A 22,854-nucleotide genomic window follows, 5' to 3' on the forward strand; every position below is an offset into this window, starting at 1 on the left:
GACATGATAACAAACGAACACATAGAACAATTCATAGCCCAGGCGCATCGGGTAGGAGATGCCGGATTGACAATATGCAGTAGCGGTAATATCTCCTGGCGCATTGGTGACGAAGTGCTGCTTTCCGGAACAGGTTCATGGGTACCTTCTCTACCTAAAGAAAAAGTGGCTGTCTGTCGCCTTTCCACAGGAGAAGTATTGAATGGAGTGAAACCCTCTATGGAGAGCGGTTTTCATCTGGGAGTGCTTCGTGAGCGCCCTGATGTGAATGTAGTCCTGCATTTCCAGTCACACTATGCCACGGCTGTGGCGTGTATGAAGAATCGTCCTACGAACTTCAACGTAACAGCAGAGATCCCCTGTCATGTGGGAAGTGAGATTCCGGTAGTTCCTTATTATCGTCCGGGATCGAAAGAATTGGCACAGGGAGTAATTGATGCTTTGAAAGATCATAATTCCGTCCTCTTGCTGAAACATGGACAGGTGGTGTGTGGTAAAGATTTCGACCAGGCTTTTGAGCGCGCTATGTTCTTTGAAATGGCATGCCGTATCATTATCCAATCCGGAGGAGACTACACAGTACTTACTCCTGAAGAGATCGATGATCTTGAGACATACATTTTAGGAAAGAAGACTAAATGATGAATACCTATCTGGCAGTAGATTTTGGAGGTGGAAGCGGTCGCGTGATGGCCGGTTCCATCTGCCAGGGTACGTTGAAACTGGAAGAGGTGTACCGCTTTCCGAACCGCCAGGTGCGGATGGGAAACCATGTGTACTGGGATTTCCTTGCCCTGTTTGATGAGATGAAGAATGGACTCCGGCAAGCGATACGCAAGGGATATCCTGTCAGGAGCATTGGCATTGATACCTGGGGTGTGGACTTTGGATTGATAGACCGTAACGGTAACTTGCTGGGAAATCCAGTGTGTTATCGCGATCCCCGAACGGATGGTTTGCCGGAGGAATTTTTCGGTGACAACCTTGTTCGGCATTATTCGGAAGCCGGTATACAAGTGATGTCTATCAATACACTTTTCCAGCTTTATAGCATGAAGAAAAGCGGTGATACGCAATTGGAAGTGGCCGACCGTCTTCTGTTTATGCCCGATCTTTTCAGTTACTTCCTCACAGGGGTGGCAAATAATGAATATTGTATTGCATCCACCTCCGAACTGCTTGAGGCGCGTAGCCGGACTTGGAATCAGCCGCTCATCCAGCGTTTGGGAGTACCTGCACATCTTTTCGGAGACATTGTGATGCCCGGTACGGTACGTGGCAAACTGAAACGGGAGATTGCCGAAGAAATTGGCTTGACGGATGAAGTGGATGTCATAGCTGTCGGTTCGCATGATACGGCAAGTGCTGTTTATGCGATTCCTTCGACACAGGTGGATAAATCTCGTTGTGCTTTCCTTAGCTCCGGTACGTGGTCTCTGCTGGGGGTTGAACTGGATGAACCTATCCTTACGGAAGAAGCTTGCCGGGCAGGCTTCACCAATGAGGGCGGGGTAGGCGGTAAGATTCGTTTTCTTCAGAATATCACCGGGCTTTGGATCTTGCAACGCCTTATAGCGCAATGGAAAGAAAGAGGAGAGCGATGCGGTGAATACGATGTCTTGCTTTCTGCCGCCGAATCTGCGGATATTCCATCCGTCATTGACGTAGATGATAAGATATTCCAGAACCCTGTGGATATGGAAGAAGCCATTGCGGAGTATTGCGAAGCGCACGGGATGCCTATACCGGAAACTTACGGTGAGGTGGTGCGTTGTGTGCTCCAATCACTCGCCCTGCGCTATAAGCAAGGGATAGACCAACTGAACCGTCTGCTTCCCGCCCCGATAGAACAACTCAATATCATCGGTGGCGGATGCCGTAATTCACTGCTGAACCGCCTGACAGCTGAGGCTTTGGGTATTCCCGTCTATGCCGGACCCGTAGAGGCAACCGCTATCGGTAATATCCTGGTGCAGGCCATTACCAAAGGAGAGATCGACAGCCGTGAAGATATCAAAGAATTTATTTAATAACTTAGCCGGAACGCAGATAAATACTGCTTTGCGTAGATAATTACCGTATCACTTTTTAGTCTGCTAAAATCTGTGTTTATTTGCGTTTCAATATTGATTTACTATGGACACATCAATCAAACGTTATCCTGCCAAAGAGCATCATCAGCCGGTGGAGCGTATCTGTCGGACACTGGAACTTCGTGACGATCCGCAGTTGATAGCCGAATATCGCCGCCGGCACAGCCAAGGGGCTATCTGGCCCGAAATACCTGCCGGCATCCGTGAAGCCGGTATTCTGGAAATGGAAATATATCTTTTGGACACCCGCCTGTTTATGATAGTCGAAGTGCCTGTAGGGTTTGACTGGGATGCAGCTATGAAGCGCCTCGCTTCCTTGCCCCGACAACAGGAGTGGGAAGACTATATGGCCATCTTCCAGCTTGTGAAACCCGGTTCCACAGCCGCCGAGAAATGGCAACCGATGGAGCGTATTTTCCACCTTTATGACTAATCCCAGCCAAAGAAATAACTACCATGAAGAACAACACTAAGAAAAACAGCATTATCAGTAAAGACGGAGTAAGCTACCTCATTCCGTTCATTCTTATCACCAGTTGCTTTGCCTTGTGGGGCTTTGCCAACGATATCACGAATCCGATGGTGAAAGCCTTTTCCAAGATTTTCCGTATGAGTGTTACCGACGGGGCACTGGTGCAGGTGGCTTTCTATGGCGGATATTTTGCCATGGCATTCCCCGCAGCTATTTTTATCCGTCGCTTTTCATATAAAGCCGGGGTACTGCTGGGACTGGGATTGTATGCTATTGGTGCATTTCTGTTCTATCCTGCCATGCTGACGGGTAATTACTATCCCTTCCTTATAGCCTACTTTATCCTGACATGCGGACTCTCGTTCTTGGAAACCAGTTGTAATCCCTATATCCTTTCTATGGGCGATGAAGCTACATCCACTCGTCGCCTGAATCTCGCACAGTCTTTCAATCCGATGGGCTCGTTATTAGGTATGTACGTGGCGATGAACTTTATCCAGAATCGCCTGAACCCGATGGATACGGTGGAACGCAGCCAGCTTTCGGATACAGAATTTGCTGCGGTACGTGATTCGGATCTGATGGTACTGATTGCGCCTTATCTGATTATCGGGCTTGTCATTTTGGCTATGCTGATCGTGATCCGTATGGTGAAGATGCCGAAGAATGGCGATCAGTCTCATAACATCAATTTCCTGCCTACATTGAAACGTATATTCGGTATACACCATTACCGGGAAGGAGTGATCGCACAGTTCTTCTATGTAGGTGCGCAGATTATGTGCTGGACATTTATCATTCAATATGGTACGCGCTATTTCATGTCGGAAGGGATGGAAGAGAAAGCCGCGGAAGTGCTCTCACAGCAGTATAACATTGTGGCTATGATTATTTTCTGTGCCAGCCGTTTCATCTGTACGTTTATCCTGCGGTATCTCAGTCCGGGGCTGTTGCTGAAGGTGCTGGCTATTGTGGCTTGTGTGTTTACGGCCGGGGTGATTGGTTTCCAGAATATCTGGGGAATGTATTGCCTGGTGGGAGTATCAGCCTGTATGTCTCTGATGTTCCCCACGATTTATGGTATAGCTTTACAGGGATTGGGCGATGATGCCAAGTTCGGTGCTGCCGGATTGATTATGGCAATTCTCGGAGGGTCGATATTACCGCCGGTTCAGGCAAGCATTATAGACTGCGGTACATTGATGGGCATGCCTGCTGTGAACCTGTCATTCATCCTTCCGTTCATCTGTTTTGTGGTGATTGTGATTTATGGACACCGGTCCTATTGCAGGGAGAAAATGCGAAAGTAATTATAGATACTTCTGAATTTGATGATGGAGAACCTTTTATAGAAAAAAGGTTCTCTTTTCTATTTATATAAGTTGTATTTCTTCTTTTTTTGCTATTTTTGCATTGCAAAATGAAACAAACAAATATTTCGCATAACATAAAATTCTTCTGGTACAGATGAAAAAATATTTCCTATTTCTGTTTTTCTATCTCTTGTCTATGAATTCGGCTTTTGCACAAAAAGATACGATAGATGGTAAAAGTTATATCCTTTGTATAAACTCATATACGGAATCATCCCCTTGGAGTAGTCGGCTCATTTCCAACGTTACGGAATTCGTTCAAAAAGACCCTGAAATTACTCTCTACGTAGAGCATCTGAATATGCTTCTGGTTGAAAATGATTCTATTCTGGAAGAATCCAAACGCAATATATTCGATAAATACAAAGATCTTTCTCCGCGTATGCTGTTATTGCTGGGAAATTCGTCATTGTTGTTGCGGGATGAATATAGAAAAGCTTGGGGAAATATTCCCATTGTACTTTGTACACAGGAAGATTATTTGGATTCTTATGAAGCTTATATCCACAGGCGGCCTTCCATACCAGAAGAACGAACTCCTCTCTCTTATTTGGTTGACCCCTACAATTTAGTTTATCTGTACGCTGATTTGTATATCCCGGAAAACATTCGCCTGATGAAACAGATGATTCCCGGAATGAAAGAGTTTATATTTATAGGTGACGGGCGCAAAGTCAATCAAGACAACTCTGCGCTTATCCAGCAAGAACTGAATACGAAATATCCGGAAATCAAGTATCGATTTTGGTCTGCTGAAAATATGACAACCAATCAGTTGTTGGACTCCCTGTATTTCGTAGACACTAAAACGACGGGAGTTCTGTTCGCTTCATGGTTCTACAAATACACATTTGCCGGTAACAGCATGTTAGCCACTAATTCTCACAAGCTTATAGCTGCTACCTCCGTCCCTATCTTTTCTCTTAGTATGGTAAATATAACCAGTGGAAAAGAAGGTATGTTGGGTGGATATACTTACAATCAGGATCAGTATGATGCGGCATTGATTCAGACCATTTCGGATGTATTGAAAGACAAACAGGCACGTCAGATTCCTTGCTATATTCCCACAGATGGGGCACCCATTATTAATTATGAAATACGGGCGCGTAACGGGATTTCTCTTTCCGCATGTCCTGCCAATACCCGTTTTCTGAATAAACCGCTTACATTTTGGGAGCATTACCGGTATTTCATCTTGGGAACTCTCTTCTCTATTTTGCTTATTACACTGTTCTTCCTATATCGTATTCACAATCTGAATGCATTAAAGAAAGCACAACAGAACGAGATAGATGCAATGGCTACCTACAAAATGCTGGTGAACAATATGCCTTTACTTTATATGCAGGAAGAACTGGTGACCGATAAGAACGGCAATCCCATTGAATTAATTTACCGGAATGTAAATTCAGAATTTGAGAAACATTTCTATCGTAAGGAAGAAGTCATAGGCAGAAAAGGGAGTGAGATATTCCCGGAATCCATGCCCGAATTCCTGCACTTCACAAAGATGGCGTTGACCGAGAAAAGAGCCATTACATTCCCTTACTACTTTAAAGCCATCGATACTTTTTACGATGTGGTATTGAAAGGAACTCATCAGGGAAATATGATTGATATCTTCTGCCTGAACAGCACAGAACTGCACAAAGCACAGCAAAAGCTGAGTGCTACCAATAGTAAACTGGCCATGGCTCTTGAAGTTGCCAATATCGTACCCTGGAAGTGGGATCTGAAGAGCAAAACAATCCTGTGTGATATCAATAGACCGATTGAACTGAGTACTGACGAACAGGAGGTGGAAGATTCACAACTATCTGTGCCCGATTCTCAGTATTTCTCAAAAATCTTCAAGGAAGACCGTGAACGGGTGAAACAGGCCTACCGGGACTTGATAGAAGGACGGGCGGAAAAAGTGAAAGAAGAATACCGTATCGTCAATGTGCAGAAAAACAATCTGCACAAGGTGGAGTGGGTGGAGGCACAGGCCGCCGTAGAAGCCCGTGATGAGGATGGAAAGCCATTAACCTTGATAGGCTCGTCTCTTGTCATCACCAACCGGAAGAAAATGGAACAAGAACTTACGACAGCAAAAGAGCTTGCCGAAGAATCCAATCGCTTAAAGTCGGCCTTCTTGGCCAATATGAGCCATGAAATCCGTACCCCGTTGAATGCTATTGTCGGTTTCTCGGGGATATTGGCGTCTACCGAAGAAGAACAGGAAAAGCAGGAATATGTCAGCATCATCGAGAACAATAATACCTTGTTGCTGCAACTCATCAGTGATATTCTTGATTTGTCGAAGATTGAGGCGGGAACGTTGGAGTTGAATTACTCTAATATTGAACTGAATGAGTTGATGAGGGAACTGGAGCGTGGTTTCTTGTTGAGAGTGAAGACGGATGCGGTGAAGCTGGAGTTTGTGGAACCTGCCGGGCCATGTATGGTTTATACGGAAAAGAACCGTTTGTCCCAATTGATGATTAACCTTGTGACAAATGCCATTAAGTTTACCGAAAAAGGCAGCATTCGTTTTGGCTATGAAATGCGGGAGAATGAGTTGTATTTCTATGTAGCCGATACCGGATGTGGAATTCCGAAGGATAAGCAACAAAACATTTTCGGGCGTTTCGTCAAGCTGAACTCTTTTGCCCAGGGAACCGGATTGGGGCTTTCTATCTGCCAAACACTGATAGAACGTATGGGTGGCAGAATCGGTGTGGAATCGGAAGAGGGTAAAGGCTCTACTTTCTGGTTTACGCTTCCCTACAAACCGGCTGTGAAGGAAGACAAGAAACAGATGCCCAAAGATATTCAACCCGTTTCGATAGAAAGAAACAAACTGACCATACTGGTTGCAGAAGATAATGCAAGCAATTATAAGCTTTTTGAATCCATCCTGAAGTACGACTATCATTTGATTCATGCTTGGGACGGTATGGAGGCTGTAGAAATGTTCCGGGAACATAATCCTCAGATTGTATTGATGGATATCAATATGCCTGTAATGGACGGGTACGAAGCTACCCGGGAGATCCGCAAATATTCTGCAAAGATTCCTATCATTGCCGTTACAGCCTTTGCCTATGCTTCGGATGAACAGAAGGTAATGGAAAGCGGATTCGACGGATATATGCCCAAGCCTATCAATGCTAGGTTGCTGAAGGCACAACTGATGGATATTATGCAGAAACGTATCATCTTGTTATAAGATGAAAGTTTTTCATTTCCAGTTGAATGTTTTTCAATGCTGCGGTTCAACGCCCGCGATGCCACACCTGAGCGGTGCCGATGCCACACTTGGACGAGCGTGAAGTGTGGCGTTTGTTCTGCTCAGGTGTGGCGTTTTAAAGGCTTGGGTTGCAGACTCTGTTCTTCCATTCGCTGTATTATGTATTCTTTTGATATTCCGCCGGTGTCATTCCCGTCATCCGTTTAAAGAATTTACTGAAGAATGACGGATTTGGGAATCCCAATTCATCCGAGATTTGGAATACCAACAAATCACTGTGTTTCAGCAGCACTTTTGCTTCAAGAATAATGGCTTGGTTAATCCACTGCATTACTGTCTGCCCGCTTACTTCACGAATAACCGTACTCAGATAATGAGGAGTCAGGCACAGTTTATCTGCATAGAAGCTGATGGTACGTTCACGTTTACTGTGTTCATTAACCAACCCGATGAAGCGACGGAACACCTCTTCCTGGCGTGAGAGATGCAGCGGGGCAGACTCTTCGCATTTTGCATGGATATACCTTATATTATAGAGTAACGCTATAATCAAGTGTTGCACCACTTCCCGGCGGAAGGGGACTTTGTGCACAGTATCCCATAACATTGAAAAGAAAGCATCGATTTGCGGCAATTCTTCCTCTGTGGGCGAGATGAAAATGCCATGCTTTGTGTACGAATCCGTCAGTGCACCTCCCTGTGAGATAGGCAGAAAGTTATTATCAGGAACAATGACCTGAAAGTCATAATCCTCACTGATTTCTATAATTTCTATTAGTGAGTTGCAAGGACTGATAATAATCATTGGTTCCTTTACCTTATATTCTATCAGATTGATGGAGATCCGTGCTTCACCTTTCAGTATTCGGATGATTCTGCTTTCTCTGGTGCGGTAAGGCTTCCCTGTACTAAAGAGGATGCTATCCATTTGGGCAAAACTGACGACAATGCCAAGATCACGGTTGATAAAACGGAAACTATTATTGTTTACAATGTTTTGATTACTCAGCAGCTCGCCAAGTCCAAGCTCCATGGGCTTACTCTTTTCCATATTCTTTTTCTTCTTTAACTTATCTATATCTGTGGCAAAGGTAAGAAAATGCAGGGTTTTCTTGTCTTTTTATACTGGTAATCGAACAAATAGAACATCATTGCACACAAATAGAATGTATCCATATACTTTTAAACTCTATCTTTGCGTCCTATAAAGAAATAAACAAGAAATGTATATGGAAATGAAACGAACTATTCTCTCCTTTTCCTTTGTTCTTGCGGCAATGCTGGCACATGCGCAGCTCACGCTGGAGGAATGCCAACACTCGGCACAGACCAATTATCCGCTGGTGCGGCAATACGGTTTGATAGAGAAAGCGCGGGAGTATAACTTGGAGAATGCTGGAAAAGGCTATCTGCCACAATTCACCATTTCAGGAAAAGCAACCTACCAAAGTGATGTCACAAAGCTGCCTGTGGACGTTCCGGGAATTGATATAAAAAGTATGCCCAAAGATCAGTATCAGGTGATGCTGGAAGTGTCGCAGAATATCTGGGACGGTGGAGATATCCGTTCCAAGAAGCAACTGACCCAGGCTACTTCGGAAATAGACCGCGGGAAGCAGGAAGTGGATATGTATGCGCAGAATGATCGTGTGAATCAGCTATACTTCGGTATCCTGTTGTTGGACGAACAGTTGAAGCAGAACCAGCTTTTGCAGGAAGATTTGGGACGCACTCATCAGCTAGTATCCAACTATATGGCAAACGGCATTGCCAATCAGAGCGATCTGGATGCCGTAAGCGTGGAGATATTGAACACGAAGCAGAAACGCATTGAACTGGAATCTTCGCGACAGGCCTATCTGAGCATGCTCTCTATCTTTATAGGAAAGGAAATCGCTTCCGGAACTACATTGGAGAAGCCTACCGATACTTTTGAATCTACTTCATTGGTGAACAACCGTCCGGAACTTCGCTGGTTCGATGCCCAAGGCGGGCAATTGAACGTACAGGAGTCTTCATTGAAGACGCGCTTCCGTCCCCGCTTCGGGCTGTTCGTGCAGGGAGCTTACGGAAATCCGGGATTGAATATGCTGAAAGATGATTTCTCCGCATACTATGTAGCGGGAGTCCGTATGTCATGGAACTTCGGTAGCCTCTACACGTTGCGCAATGATCGGAGGCTGATAGATAACAATCGCCGTAAGTTGGAGACCAGCCGCGATGTGTTCCTGTTCAATACCAACCTGCAATCTACCCAACAAAGCTCGGCCATCCAGTCCATGCGCCGGCAGATGGTGGATGATGATGAGATTATCCGTTTGCGTGTCAATATACGTAAGGCTGCCGAGGCTAAAGTAGAGAACGGTACGCTGACCGTAACCGATATGCTTCGTGAAATCACAGCTGAGAATCTGGCACGTCAAACCAAGGCTTTGCACGAGGTGCAGTTACTGATGAACATCTGGAATCTGAAATATACATTGAATAATTAAAGGCATAAAAATATAGATCATTATGAAATCAAGGAATTTACTGGGACTTTGTTCCCTATTGGCCCTCTTTTCCGCTTGTGGAAACGGTGTCCCGAAATATGATGCAACAGGAACGTTTGAGACTACGGAAGTGCTTGTATCTGCCGAAGCATCGGGCCACCTGCTTTATTTCGATATCGAAGAAGGAATGTTACTGAAGGCCGGTGAAGAAGTCGGCGTAGTAGATACCGTACAGCTCTACCTGAAGAAGCTGCAACTGGAGGCGAGCATTAAATCCGTCGAAGAACAGCGCCCTGATATCCTGAAACAGGTAGCAGCCACCAAAGAACAAATATCTGCCGCCCAACGCGAACGGAACCGTATGGCAAACTTGCTAAAGGTAGGTGCAGCAAACCAGAAACAACTGGATGATGCGGAAGACCAGCTTGAAGTGCTCCGTAAGCAACTTGTTGCGCAGAACTCTACCTTGTCCAACAGTCACCAGAGCCTGACGTGGCAAAGTTCATCCGTCGGTATTCAGGTAGCACAGGTGGAAGACCAGTTGAAGAAGTGCCACATCACCTCTCCGATAACCGGCACTGTACTGGCAAAGTATGCCGAAGCGGGAGAACTGACAGCTATGGGCACTCCGCTTTTCAAGGTGGCCGATACGGAACAGATGTATCTTCGTGCTTACATCACCTCCGAACAACTGTCGCAGGTAAAGCTGGGACAGAAAGTAACCGTCTTCTCCGATTATGGTACCGATGAATACAAGCAGTATCCGGGCGTAGTGACCTGGATTTCGGATACCTCGGAATTTACCCCGAAGACTATCCTGACTAAGAATGAACGTGCCAACCTAGTGTATGCCGTGAAGATTGCCGTGCACAATGACGGGCTGTTGAAGATAGGCATGTACGGGGGAGTGGAGTTTAATAAGTGATAAAGTGATAGGTGATAAAGTGATGAGTTTATGGAACATGCGGTTGTTGTAGATAACGTTACCAAGAAATATGGGGCGGTGGAGGCGTTGAAGGGTGTTTCCTTGACGGTTCCTTCCGGAGAGTTGTTCGGTATTATCGGACCTGACGGAGCGGGGAAGACTTCTCTTTTCCGTATCCTCACCACCTTGTTGCTTCCCGATAGTGGAAATGCTTCGGTGTGTGGTCTGGATATAGCGAAGGATTATAAAGAAATTCGTCGTCGCGTAGGCTATATGCCGGGACGTTTCTCCCTCTATCAGGACTTGACGGTAGAAGAAAACCTGAACTTCTTTGCTACTGTTTTCCATACCACCATTGAGGAGAATTATGAATTGGTGAAGGATATCTACCAGCAAATAGAGCCTTTCCGCAAACGCCGTGCCGGAGCTTTGTCCGGAGGTATGAAGCAGAAACTGGCGTTGAGTTGTGCGCTTATCCATAAACCGGATGTGCTTTTCCTCGACGAGCCGACAACAGGTGTAGACCCTGTTTCCCGCAAGGAGTTTTGGGGGATGCTTTGCCGGTTGAAGGAACAGGGCATCACCATCATAGCCTCTACGCCTATTATTGATGAGGCACGCCAATGTGATCGCATTGCCTTTATCAATGAGGGACAGATACATGGGATAGATACTCCGGAACGTATTCTGAACCAGTTCGCAAGCATTCTCTGTCCGCCGGGGCTGGAACACGGCAAGGTGGAACAGAAAGATGAGTATGTCATCGAAGTGGATAAGCTCACCAAACGTTTCGGCAATTTCACGGCAGTGGATCATATCTCTTTCAAAGTCCATCGCGGCGAGATATTCGGCTTCCTAGGTGCCAACGGTGCCGGAAAGACTACTGCCATGCGCATGCTTACCGGATTGAGCCATCCCACAGGAGGCACGGTCCGCGTAGCCGGTTTCGATGTTGCCACACGGACGGAGGATGTGAAAAAGAATATCGGCTATATGAGCCAGAAGTTTTCTCTTTACGAAGACCTGAAAGTGTGGGAGAATATCCGGCTGTTTGCCGGGATTTACGGCATGGCAGAAGATGAAATAGCTCGCAAGACCGATGAACTTCTGGAACGTATCGGGCTGAGTGCCGAGCGTGATACGCTGGTAAAAAGTCTGCCGCTGGGCTGGAAACAGAAACTTGCTTTCTCCGTTTCCATCTTTCACGAGCCGAAGATCGTCTTTCTGGATGAGCCGACGGGTGGGGTAGATCCTGCTACCCGTCGCCAGTTCTGGGAGCTTATTTATCAGGCTGCCGACCGGGGAATCACTGTCTTTGTCACCACCCACTTCATGGATGAGGCCGAGTATTGCGACCGTATCTCTATCATGGTGGATGGCGTGATCCGTGCTCTCGATACGTCCGATGAACTGAAACGGCAATTTAAGGTTGCTACGATGGATGATGTTTTCCAGCAGTTGGCACGGGAGGCGGTGCGTACGGCGGATTAGCCGATTCATAACATAATTAGTAAGAACAATGAAACAATTTATAGCTTTTGTCCAAAAGGAATTCTTCCATATCTTCCGCGACAGGCGAACCATGCTGATATTGCTGGGTATGCCTGTGGTGCAGATTATCCTTTTCGGCTTTGCCATAACCACGGAAGTGAAGAATGTCCGTGTTGCCATTCTCGACCCGTCGAACGATGTTGTCACCCGGCGCATTATCGACCGTCTGGATGCGAGTGAATATTTCTCCGTCACCACAAATCTGAATACTCCGGACGAGGTTGAGAAGTCTTTCAGACGGGGAGACATTGACCTGGCAGTCATCTTCAGCGAGCAATTTGCGAATCACGTTTATACTGGAGATGCTTGTGTACAGTTGGTGGCCGATGCTACCGACCCCAATACGGCAACCACACAGACCGGTTATGCCGCCAATATCATATCCTCTGCCGGACGCGAAATGCTTCCGGAGGGAATGCAGGTTTCCACTATTGTTCCCGAAGTGAAGCTGCTTTATAATCCGCAGATGAAGAGCGCCTACAACTTTGTGCCGGGTGTGATGGGACTGATCCTGATGTTGATTTGTGCCATGATGACTTCCATATCCATTGTCCGGGAGAAGGAGACGGGGACGATGGAGATATTGTTGGTTTCTCCGGTGAAGCCGCTATTCATTATTCTTGCCAAGGCAGTTCCTTACTTTGTGCTTTCGTTTGTCAACCTGACAACGATTTTGCTGCTCTCGGTCTATGTACTCGATGTTCCCGTGGCGGGTAGCTTGTTCTGGTTGATTGTGGTATCACTGCTCTTTATCTTCGTTTCCCTGGCTCTGGGCTTGCTGATATCCTCGGTGACGCGGACGCAGGTTGCTGCTATGCTTGCATCGGGATTGATACTGATGATGCCTACTATGCTGCTCTCCGGTATGATATTCCCCATAGAGAGCATGCCCTTGCTGCTTCAAGGCATTTCGGCCGTGCTTCCTGCCCGCTGGTACATTCAGGCTGTGCGGAAGCTGATGATCGAAGGAGTGGACATTTCACTGGTATTGATGGAAGTCAGTATTCTTGCTATAATGGCGGTTGCGTTGATTACGATTAGTTTCAAGAAGTTTAAGAACCGATTAGAATAGGAGAGTGGTCGTATGATAAAGTTTCTGATAGAAAAAGAATTCAAGCAGTTGCTCCGTAACTCGTTCCTGCCGAAGATGATTCTTATCTTCCCTTGCATGATTATGATACTGATGCCCTGGGCGGCAAATCTGGAGATAAAGAACATTAACCTGAATATTGTAGATAATGACCACAGCGTACTTTCGCGCCGCCTTGTGGATAAGATCGGTGCATCCACCTATTTCCGTACAACGGCTCTTCCTAATACCTACAATGGAGGATTGCGCTCCATCGAAATCGGTTCGGCAGATATTATCCTGGAGATTCCCCGTGATTTTGAAAAGAACTGGGTGACGGGTAAAAGCCCCCGCCTGCTGGTTGCCGTCAATGCGGTGAACGGTACAAAAGGAGGATTGGGCGGCTCGTACCTGTCTTCCATCATTAATGACTATACCCGTGAACTACAATCGGAATCGCCGACAAAGGCAATGTCTGCCGGGATAGGATTGCCCCGGATTGGCATTTCAACGCAGAATCTGTATAACCCGAACCTGAACTACAAGCTCTTTATGGTTCCGGCATTGATGGTGATGTTGTTGACAATGATTTGCGGCTTTCTTCCGGCGCTCAATGTAGTAGGTGAGAAAGAAGTGGGCACTATCGAGCAGATCAATGTAACGCCTGTTTCCAAACTGACGTTTATTCTTGCCAAGCTGATACCTTATTGGCTGATAGGTTTCATTGTGCTTACGATATGTTTCTTTCTGGCATGGTTGCTCTATGGCATTCTTCCTGTGGGGCATTTTGTGACGATATACCTTTTTGCAGTGGTCTTCCTGTTCGTGGTCTCCGGATTCGGTCTGGTGATTTCCAATCATTCCGCTACGTTGCAGCAGGCCATGTTCGTCATGTGGTTCTTTATGCTGATACTGATGCTGATGAGCGGCTTGTTCACTCCCGTACACAGTATGCCGGAGTGGGCACAACTGATTGCTGCGCTCAATCCGCTGAAATACTTTGTAGAGGTGATGCGTACCATTTACCTGCGGGGTGGCGGCATTGTGGAGCTACTTCCACAGTTGGGAGCATTGACGGCCTTTGCGGTGTTCTTCAATTTGTGGGCGGTGAGGAGTTACAGAAAGAATAATTGATGTACCTTTCAGTAATTCCACATTTTATCCTACTTTTGCATCCAAATTAATTATATCTGATATCCTAATGAACACGCAGACAACTTATCTCGCCTCTAAGCCGCATTATGAAATCCTGGATGGATTGCGTGGAGTGGCGGCTGTTATGGTCGTAATATTCCATCTTTTCGAAGCACATGCAGGTGGCAACCATCTCACGCAAATCATTAATCACGGTTATCTTGCTGTTGACTTCTTCTTTATGCTTTCGGGCTTTGTAATCGGTTATGCCTATGATGACCGCTGGAACCGGATGAGTATCGGTACTTTCTTCAAACGCCGTGTCATCCGTCTGCATCCTATGGTAATTATAGGTAGCATTATCGGTGCGCTTTTCTTTTTCTTCCAGAAATCTCCCTGTTTTCCGAATATGGATAATATATCGGTCGGAACAGTTTTGATAATCATGCTCTATGGCTGTACATTACTTCCCCTTCCTTTGAAGTGGGACATTCGTGGGTGGACGGAAATGCACCCGTTGAATGGGCCGGCATGGTCGCTTTATTATGAATATATCGGCAATATCCTGTACGCACTGTTTGTCCGTAAGTTCAACAAGGTTGCTTTGTCTATTCTTGTTTTTCTGGCAGCCTGTGCAACTTTGCATCTCTGCCTTACTGCGCCCAATGGTGATATCGTGGGCGGATGGGCATTGAATTGGGAACAGCAGTATGTGGGCTTTGTCCGTTTGCTCTATCCGTTCTTTGCAGGTTTGTTGCTTTCACGCTTGGGCTGGCTCATACGGGTGAAGAAACGCGCATTCTGGTGGTGTAGCCTGATGATTGTGATAGTTCTTTCTGTTCCCCGTATTGGCGGTGAAGATGGTTTCTGGATGAATGGACTCTATGAGGCACTTTGCATTATCTTTATCTTCCCGGTCATTGTTTCGATGGGAGCCGGTGGCAAAGTTACGGGAAAACGCTCTGTAGGTATCTGTAAGTTTCTGGGCGATATCTCATATCCCGTTTATATCACTCATTATCCGCTGATATATACATATACAGCCTGGGCATGCAACAATAATGCGACCATTACCGAAGGCCTTCCTTATATGATACTGACCTTTGTCGGAGCTTTCGTCCTTGCTTATGCTTGCCTGAAACTCTATGACGAACCGGTACGCAAATGGCTGACCAATCGTTTCCTGAAAGGAGTGCGTAAAGCAAAATAAATACATCCGGAGATATAAAAAGAAACGGGCAACTTCTTTTGCGAGAAGTTGCCCGTCTTGATTAATTCATCTGTTGGGTTCACCGGAAACCTTATTTCACTTCAATGGATTTCTTATTCTTCTGTTTTTCTTCGGCTGAGAATTTCGGCAGATTGATGTTCAGCACGCCATTTTCTACTTGTGCTGCAATCTTTTCCTTGTCCACATTGTCCGGCAATATCATGGTCTGTTGGAACTTAGAGTATGAGAATTCACGACGCAGATAGCGACCGTCTTTCTTTTCCTCCTTGTTCTCAGTCTTCTTTTCCATGCTGATAACCAGATTGTTGTCTTCGTCGATATGAACATTGAAGTCATCTTTGGTCATTCCCGGAGCAGCCAATTCTACTTTGTACTCCTTTTCCGTTTCCAGTACGTTGATAGCCGGAGCGGTTGCATTGGCTTTTTCCATCCATTCGTTATCAAAGAAATCATTGAAGATACTTGGTAACCAATTTTGAGTTCTTCTAACAGGCATCATAATTTTAGTCTCCTATCCTTTAAGTTAAACATTCGGTTAGTTCTGAACTTTCGGTCTTGAACTGCTTTCGGGAATCGTTTCTTAATCACTCCCATGCAGCTCCTGAACCGTCGTTCACAAACATAATCGCAAAACGTGTGCCAATTGATTTTAGTTTTGCTAATTAACAAAATGTCACTATTATTCTGACAGAATTACTTGTTTTATGCCTTTTTGTACGTCTATTATATAAAATTGCTTTATAACGCTACTAATTTGAAACGCATTCTCCATCGTTTGGCTTCTTCATTCCAGTCGTGGCTGATGACTTTGAAAGTTCCTACTTCAGAGGTGTTCTTTACGTGCGTTCCCAGACAAAGACATTCGTCATAATCGCCAACTTTCACTATGCGTACGGTTTCCGAAGCATCCTCCGGCAGACGTTTCAAGTCAAAGCGTCCTTGTGCTTCTTTCTGCGTGATGAATTCTGTGGTAACATCCAATCCTTGCGCAATCACATCATTTACAGCTTCTTCCAGTCGTTTTACATCTTCTTCGGTAGGAGCAGTTTCCAAAGCATAGTCCAGCTTACTTTTCTTTCTCTCTATATGTGCGGATACTGACCGTCCACAACCGAAAAGATTCATCATGGTACGGTTAACTATATGCTCGCAAGTATGCATAGGTGGGTATTCTTGTTTGTTGTGGTCGTTGAGTTGAATTTGTTGTTCCATATTATTTAGTAACTTTTTATTGTATTTCTATTTCTTAATTAATCGAAGATAAAAAAATATTCGGCTTTTTAAGATGCTTGTAAGGCATATCTAATCTTCATTATTTACGTTTAATGATTAATATCATTAATCTTGCCATAATGATATTTTTGCGTAAAGGTAGGGTTATATTCTGATATTGAAAAGATTTATATTGTAATTTGTGCAGGCTGTATTTAATTAACCTGTATGCATGGGTGGGTCTTTCTTGTTTGTAGTAGTTGGCTCTACTTCTTTTCTAAACCCCACGAATTCGCGGGGTTTAAAATCAGAGTTATATAATATCTCTCACAATTCTAAGTATCCGGTTATTTTTTTATATCTCTTATTTTCGTCTTATATATGAAATAAGTCTGCTGAATATATTTTTCTTTTTGGGGAGAGATGCATTGCAATTATTCTCTCGTAGAATTTTATATTTAGGATCAGGATTTTCTATCCACAGTTTGAAGAACCTGAGAGTATATTCATACCAATTCTCTTTTGTTAAAGATGCATCATTCCAATACCATTGCTCCCCTAATGCTTTCAACTCGTCTATGGCATTAGATAACAAATAAAAATTGTATAAGAAGGTGTTGTACTCATTATTTATACATTCTTGTTCAAGTTTATTCAAAGCAGCAGACACTTTATTCTTATCAGGAGATTGTATTACTGATTTTACTATGAATAAGCTATATAATGTAATGATAGAATTTGCGTCGATTTCATTAAGATGCAGTTCCTCGAAAATCTTATCTGTTAATTCTGTAAATTCAAAAGGATTGCAATGGATGTCTTCACCAGCTAATATAAAAAGATTTTCCGTCTCATATCCGGCCATTAACATCTCTAAAGCCCAATCTTTCCATTGAGTATTGATGTTGAAATTTTGTTGCTTATAAATCAATATCTCTGCTGTAGATGGCACTTTCTGTAGTATTTCATTGAGGGTGGCGTCAAGTTTCACTATATCAGTAAATAGATATTCCTGCCTGTCTTTATCGTCGGTTTGAAGATTTTGCTCCATATTTTGATTACTCCTTTTTATATATCGATCTTCATATTAAAAGCATAGTTATCAGCACTATTCTCTGATTTATATCTGGCTGCCTTATTACGAACCAATGTCTCGTTAACATAATGTCCAATCTCGTGCAATAGCAAACGTTCCAGATAATACCTTCTTGCGCTTTCTTCTGTAAATTCAATATACCAATTATCTTTTTCTTTTTGAGGTTCGGAAGCATAGCCCTTATACCATGTCAGTAATTTATGGGTAGGCCTTTCTTTCCCAAGAATAAGTTGATTGCTTTTCGGAAAAGGATATAGGGTAATGAGGCGAACACCACTACCAACCGTATAAACTCCTTGATATTTTTCTTTCTTATTTGTTTTTCGTAACCAAATATGTGTCAGACCTTCTACATGTTCAGGTGGAAAAGGGGGCTATCCTACTTTTGAGATAGCCCCTTTCGAACAAAATTTAAACAGGCTCTAAGATTACTTTTTTTGTTTCAAAAGTTGCTTGAACTTCTCAACAAATGGCATATAAGAATCTAAAGCTTTATTAGATGGAATTTGTATAGCATCCTCACCATATATTGCTTGCATTACCCTGTATTCATCTATATTTATATCTTTAGAGCGTTTTTTTATGGACTCCTCTACTGTTTTCAATGCTTGTTCACTGTTCCCATGCAAATAGTACAATACAGGTAAAATATAATCTTTTGCTTCTCCGATATACGAATACTGTGAAGCTACAAGCCCGTGAATCACTTGGTCCATATTTGACAATTCTTCAAGATAGGGTAAACCATAGTTTATAATAGCTCTTGCCATGTTATCAATATCTTCATTAACATCTTTATCTATGGTGAATTTCCATTCTTTGAAATCGTTATCAGGCATAAGATAGCCGATGGGAAGTGAAATCATGGGGGTATACATTTCAAGACAACTATTAGTACCTTCTCTAAGTTGTACCATTATCTCATTCATATTCTTGTAAATAACTCCTAAAACAGGATTCAGATAGATTACATGTCTCTCACCATGAGTTGTCGTAGTAAAGCCAATATCTTGTATTACATTACCATCTTTAATGCGTATATAATTATTGAGCTTCTTTTTCTTGAACCCATATTGGGAAAAATGTTCTTCCAATAATAACTGTATTTTCTTTTTTTGTTCTTTCATTAAAAATAGTACGTATGGATATGGAGAAAGAAAACGCCCAAGAATCGGATCATATAACCGGGCATTCATATTAACTAAACCAAAGACCGCCAAATGTTCATGACCGGTATATCCACGTCCTAACATAAGTTCGGGTTCCGTTTCTGGCGCATAAACCGATTGATTTACCGGATTACGCAACCTTCCCCATGCATCATAACTATATTCAGCCAGTAAAGCGCCTGTGCTATTTGTGACGTGAGTAATGCTTCCCAGATAGTCCCGACAAATGTAATTCAGTTGCCAGACACCATTCTGTTTGACGTAGACCGCATAAGCATCATAATAATTGCCACCAAAGTACAACTTTTCTTTGGTTTCTCCAACTTTATTATCAATTTCATAAACATTCCCAAGATAGTAGCGTGTCAGATAATTATTTCCGCCCTTTTTAATCTGCATCTTTACACGCTGGTTGTCCGCATTATACGAAAATGTAGCTTGATAGTCATTTTCTGTAATCGAATTGGGGCGCATGAAAGATGTATAAGTAATATCCTGTTGCTTAGACAGCGTATTGGACAGTCCGCTAATCGGTGTGATAGTTTGTACTTTATATTTGTCATATCCTAACGTACCAGCATCACTTTTTGATATGATATTACCCAAACTATTATAAGAAATTGTTGCATTTTTATAACCTGTCAAACGATTCAAACCGTCATATGTAAAATTCTCAGTGAGGTTTCTTGTTACATCTTTGCGAGAATTCAAATTTCCATTAACCGATTCAAAATCAAAAGTACTATTTAAGAAAGTGCCACTTGCTGTTGACGAGGCCGTTCTCCCAGTAGGGAAACCATACCCATCATAAGTATAGTTCCGCGTTATATTTCCGGTTACAATTTTAGTAGGATGGCCGAAAACATCTATTGCCTGTAAATCCCAAATAGGAACATTTCCTATTTTGACAGTTTTAAGATGGTTATTGGTATAAGTGTAATTTTCCGAAGCTATTGTTTCTGTTTGAGACACATAAGTTGTTCCCGTTATTCTTCCATTGATATATGAATAATTTTTCTGTAACCACTTACTATCTATCCCTACTTCTTTTTCCGTTAGTATATTGCCGTAACCATCATATGTATAAGTAAAAGAAGTACTGTTCGTTCCTGAGATAGAAGACAACAATTGGTCTGAATTATATGTATAAGTAAATGTGGTTTCCGGAGTAACCCGTTTTAAAACCTTGCCAAACTTATCAAACGTTGAACTAACAGTTTTCCCTCTTGCATCCGTTTCCGTGCTCCTGTTACCATAACTGTCATATCCATAAGTAATTGTTCCCGCTGACGGATCGGCTATACTAACCAATCTCCCATACGTATCATAGGTGAAAGTTGTATAAATTTCATTCGATATACGAATAGAATCAGTTTTTTTATGCTACTAAGGTACAAAAAATATTCAGATGGAAGTATGGCAAACATTATAAAGAATGAAATATTATTCATAATGGTGCAAATCACTGAATCATTGACACCATTTGTCACTACCATGTAAAGTAAGCTGTTAGTAATTCGAAGAAAAGTAAAGGCTTTAAACTGTAAACAGTAAACTCAATGATGTGCAGAAAAGTACAGTTCACTATTTGCGGTGAATTACACTTTCTCTATATTTGCAATATTCTCAAATACCGAATGTGCATATAAGCAAAAAGAGCAAGAGACCGAAAAATGAAAAGCTACCAATGAAACAAGAAATCTACAATACGCTTGACTGGTTAGATATCGACTATACCCGTTTAGAACATCCTCCCATTATGACTATGGAAGAAGGTATGACAATAGCACAGAAACTGGGTGTTTCACCCTGTAAGAACCTGTTTTTGGTCAACAAACAGAAAGAGTACTTTTTGCTTCTACTTTCGGGAAATAAAAAACTATCAGCCAAAAGTATTGCAAAGCAAGTAGGAAGTTCGCACCTTTCTTTTGCTTCTGATGGAGATATGAAAACACTCCTTTTTACAACACCCGGAGCTGTAAGTATTCTCGGACTTATTTATGACAGAGAGAATAAAGTTAAATTATTAATTGATAAAGACGTTATCCAGGCAGATTATATAGGCTGTCATCTATGTGAAAATACTTGTAGCCTGAAAATAAGGACAAAAGATATATTAGAAGTTTTACTTCCAGCGATTAATCATGTTGATTTTGAAGAAATAAATACGGAACTATAAATGAATGTAAATAAGCGGGGTTAAAAGAATTTTCGGAAGTATGAAAATGCTACATGATAATGTCGGGACGGAATATAGTAAAAACGATCTATATCCGCTCAGGAGATAGCTGTGGCACAACTTTTGCGGGGTTACACCCTTTCTTGCGGATGGTGTAGTCATTACCTCCAAAGGGTGTAGCTATCTGGGAGAAAGGGTGTAGCCCTGCCGGAAGGACGGTTTACTAACACTGGGGATTGATGAATGTTATTTGACAAGTAATGCTTTACCTTTAAAGATCTTATTACGTCACGATGTACAGCCCTTTGCAAATGGCAGCCGATCTGCCAGAGAACTATGAACGCTTTATGGATGCTTTCCAGTTCATTAAGGATGTGGCTCTGGACTGGGATGACAGCCGATATCTGGAAGCAGAACCGGGACGCTATATCACGGCTGCCCGCAAGGCGAAAGGTACGAATAATTGGTTTATTGGTTGTACCAGCAGTGAACAGGGACATGCTTCTACTCTGAAACTGGATTTTCTGGATGCTGATAAACAGTATATAGCTACTGTTTATGCGGACGCAAAGGATGCTGATTATAAAACGAATCCGCAGGCTTATGTAATTCGTAAAGGGATTGTTTCTCCTAAGACTGTGCTGAAATTGAAAGCGGCTCCGGGTGGTGGTTATGTCATCAGCATTATGGAGGTGAAAGATAAGGCGGAATTGAAAGGATTGAAAAAACTGTCCGGTAATATCTGATAAACCGGAATATCTGATAGATAAAAATCCCCTTCTTCAGTTCTCCGATCACCAAATACGGTAATTAGGAGTGGAGGAAGGGGATATTTTTATTTGAATAAATCTTTCATATAGTCCAGTGAGCGGCTGATATCGAAGTAGATTTGAGTGCCCTCATAGTATGGACTGCTTTCAAATTCCATCAGGTCGCACTTGTTCACCAATGATTGTTGCTTCAGGCCTTCTACTTTGAAGACATTGTTTAATATCTGATATTCATCATTGACGCTGATGACTTTAAATGCTGTATCTTCGCTTGTGCCATCTCCACTGGAGATGATGGCAGAGGAAAGTTTTATGTATTTATCTATATAAGCCTGAACTTCTTCTTCTCTTTGCAGCTCACTCGCCAGATTCACGGCATAAATGAGTAATTTAAGAGATACAGAATTCTTTTTTCGGCATTCTTTTAATAGGGTATAGGCTTCTTCCCATTTCTTTTCTTCCATTAGCGTCTCAAGCTCTTTCCAAAGCTCCATACTCCCTTTGTATTTTGGGGTGAAAGAATGACCGTAGTAGATTAGCGCGTAATCGTTTAAGGATAATAAGCTGTCATTAGCTTCAAAGCGTTCAATCAGTTGTTGGTAATCATCCGACTGGTTTTCCACATACTTTTTAATAGTAGCATAGTTTACTTCGATATTCTCTTGCGGGAATACACATACAGAGAGTAGAAGAAGATTGATGAGTAACAGTGTTCTTTTCATGGCATTATTTATTTTAAAGCATTACCACAAAGAAAAGCCTTTTGCGAGGATATTCCAAACGTATGGACATAAAAAAAGGAGTACCGCTGTACTCCAACCTTTGTTAACCTTAAATCTAATACTATGAAAAA

18 protein-coding genes and 1 pseudogene are annotated in these 22,854 nt (G+C 43.1%); 13 read left to right on the plus strand and 6 right to left on the minus strand.

Features of this window, described 5'->3' with window-relative positions; all coding sequences use genetic code 11:
* The first annotated feature begins 3 nt into the window (after positions 1–3).
* The 5 genes from BWI44_RS14420 (at position 4) to BWI44_RS14440 (ending at position 7,152) form a co-directional block, all read left to right on the plus strand.
* Positions 4–642 carry a class II aldolase/adducin family protein gene (locus tag BWI44_RS14420; protein WP_029328767.1) on the plus strand — a complete coding sequence of 213 codons (639 nt, stop codon included), beginning with the start codon at positions 4–6 and terminating at the stop codon, positions 640–642.
* Positions 642–2,030: a rhamnulokinase gene (locus tag BWI44_RS14425; protein WP_286814746.1), complete on the plus strand. Its 1,389-nt coding sequence runs from the start codon at positions 642–644 to the stop codon at positions 2,028–2,030. Before BWI44_RS14420 ends, BWI44_RS14425 begins: the two co-directional genes overlap by 1 nt.
* Positions 2,031–2,136: 106 nt before the next feature.
* The gene (locus BWI44_RS14430) at positions 2,137–2,526 is read left to right on the plus strand and encodes an L-rhamnose mutarotase (RefSeq protein ID WP_044532565.1); all 390 of its coding nucleotides are present in this window, start codon (positions 2,137–2,139) and stop codon (positions 2,524–2,526) included.
* 23 nt (positions 2,527–2,549) lie between these two features.
* The gene (gene fucP / locus BWI44_RS14435; protein WP_118476796.1) at positions 2,550–3,875 is read left to right on the plus strand and encodes an L-fucose:H+ symporter permease; all 1,326 of its coding nucleotides are present in this window, start codon (positions 2,550–2,552) and stop codon (positions 3,873–3,875) included.
* Between the two features lie 157 nt (positions 3,876–4,032).
* Positions 4,033–7,152, plus strand: a complete 3,120-nt coding sequence (locus BWI44_RS14440) for an ATP-binding protein (protein WP_286814731.1) — start codon at positions 4,033–4,035, stop codon at positions 7,150–7,152.
* A 178-nt stretch (positions 7,153–7,330) separates the two neighbouring features.
* Here BWI44_RS14440 and BWI44_RS14445 read toward each other — a convergent pair whose 3' ends face one another.
* A complete protein-coding gene (locus tag BWI44_RS14445) occupies positions 7,331–8,224 on the minus strand; it encodes a helix-turn-helix domain-containing protein (protein WP_115503405.1) in 894 nt (297 codons plus the stop codon).
* A gap of 178 nt (positions 8,225–8,402) precedes the next feature.
* Between BWI44_RS14445 and BWI44_RS14450 the strand changes: the two genes are divergently transcribed.
* The 6 genes from BWI44_RS14450 (at position 8,403) to BWI44_RS14475 (ending at position 15,554) form a co-directional block, all read left to right on the plus strand.
* On the plus strand, positions 8,403–9,665 hold the full coding sequence (locus tag BWI44_RS14450) for a TolC family protein (protein ID WP_118216874.1): 1,263 nt from the start codon (positions 8,403–8,405) through the stop codon (positions 9,663–9,665).
* A 22-nt stretch (positions 9,666–9,687) separates the two neighbouring features.
* Positions 9,688–10,590, plus strand: coding sequence for an HlyD family secretion protein (locus BWI44_RS14455; RefSeq protein WP_286814734.1), 903 nt, complete (start codon positions 9,688–9,690; stop codon positions 10,588–10,590).
* Positions 10,591–10,620: 30 nt separating this feature from the next.
* The gene (locus BWI44_RS14460; RefSeq protein ID WP_286814736.1) at positions 10,621–12,081 is read left to right on the plus strand and encodes an ATP-binding cassette domain-containing protein; all 1,461 of its coding nucleotides are present in this window, start codon (positions 10,621–10,623) and stop codon (positions 12,079–12,081) included.
* Between the two features lie 28 nt (positions 12,082–12,109).
* Positions 12,110–13,213 (plus strand): ABC transporter permease, encoded by a 1,104-nt coding sequence (locus tag BWI44_RS14465; RefSeq protein ID WP_286814738.1) that lies wholly within the window; start codon positions 12,110–12,112, stop codon positions 13,211–13,213.
* A gap of 12 nt (positions 13,214–13,225) precedes the next feature.
* Positions 13,226–14,344: an ABC transporter permease gene (locus BWI44_RS14470; protein WP_278706671.1), complete on the plus strand. Its 1,119-nt coding sequence runs from the start codon at positions 13,226–13,228 to the stop codon at positions 14,342–14,344.
* A gap of 67 nt (positions 14,345–14,411) precedes the next feature.
* Positions 14,412–15,554 (plus strand): acyltransferase family protein, encoded by a 1,143-nt coding sequence (locus BWI44_RS14475; protein ID WP_138292090.1) that lies wholly within the window; start codon positions 14,412–14,414, stop codon positions 15,552–15,554.
* Positions 15,555–15,645: 91 nt separating this feature from the next.
* Here BWI44_RS14475 and BWI44_RS14480 read toward each other — a convergent pair whose 3' ends face one another.
* The 4 genes from BWI44_RS14480 to BWI44_RS14495 all read right to left on the minus strand — a co-directional run bounded on the left by BWI44_RS14480 (position 15,646) and on the right by BWI44_RS14495 (position 20,363).
* Positions 15,646–16,074, minus strand: a complete 429-nt coding sequence (locus BWI44_RS14480) for an Hsp20/alpha crystallin family protein (protein ID WP_007214301.1) — start codon at positions 16,072–16,074, stop codon at positions 15,646–15,648.
* Positions 16,075–16,313: 239 nt separating this feature from the next.
* Positions 16,314–16,787, minus strand: a complete 474-nt coding sequence (locus tag BWI44_RS14485) for an alanyl-tRNA editing protein (protein ID WP_286814742.1) — start codon at positions 16,785–16,787, stop codon at positions 16,314–16,316.
* A 364-nt stretch (positions 16,788–17,151) separates the two neighbouring features.
* Positions 17,152–17,838 (minus strand): hypothetical protein, encoded by a 687-nt coding sequence (locus BWI44_RS14490; protein ID WP_138292085.1) that lies wholly within the window; start codon positions 17,836–17,838, stop codon positions 17,152–17,154.
* Positions 17,839–18,311: 473 nt separating this feature from the next.
* Positions 18,312–20,363, minus strand: a complete 2,052-nt coding sequence (locus tag BWI44_RS14495) for an RHS repeat domain-containing protein (protein WP_502688838.1) — start codon at positions 20,361–20,363, stop codon at positions 18,312–18,314.
* Positions 20,364–20,739: 376 nt separating this feature from the next.
* Here BWI44_RS14495 and BWI44_RS14500 point away from each other — a divergent pair, with 376 nt between their 5' ends.
* Positions 20,740–21,231: a prolyl-tRNA synthetase associated domain-containing protein gene (locus tag BWI44_RS14500; protein ID WP_278706680.1), complete on the plus strand. Its 492-nt coding sequence runs from the start codon at positions 20,740–20,742 to the stop codon at positions 21,229–21,231.
* Between the two features lie 284 nt (positions 21,232–21,515).
* Positions 21,516–21,977, plus strand: a pseudogene (locus BWI44_RS14505) (glycoside hydrolase family 97 C-terminal domain-containing protein); the annotation flags it as partial.
* Positions 21,978–22,066: 89 nt separating this feature from the next.
* Here BWI44_RS14505 and BWI44_RS14510 read toward each other — a convergent pair.
* Positions 22,067–22,723 carry a DUF4919 domain-containing protein gene (locus BWI44_RS14510; protein ID WP_195209730.1) on the minus strand — a complete coding sequence of 219 codons (657 nt, stop codon included), beginning with the start codon at positions 22,721–22,723 and terminating at the stop codon, positions 22,067–22,069.
* Between the last annotated feature and the right edge of the window lie 131 nt (positions 22,724–22,854).

Source organism: Bacteroides sp. Phil13 (assembly GCF_001940965.1).
GTDB lineage: Bacteria > Bacteroidota > Bacteroidia > Bacteroidales > Bacteroidaceae > Bacteroides > Bacteroides intestinalis.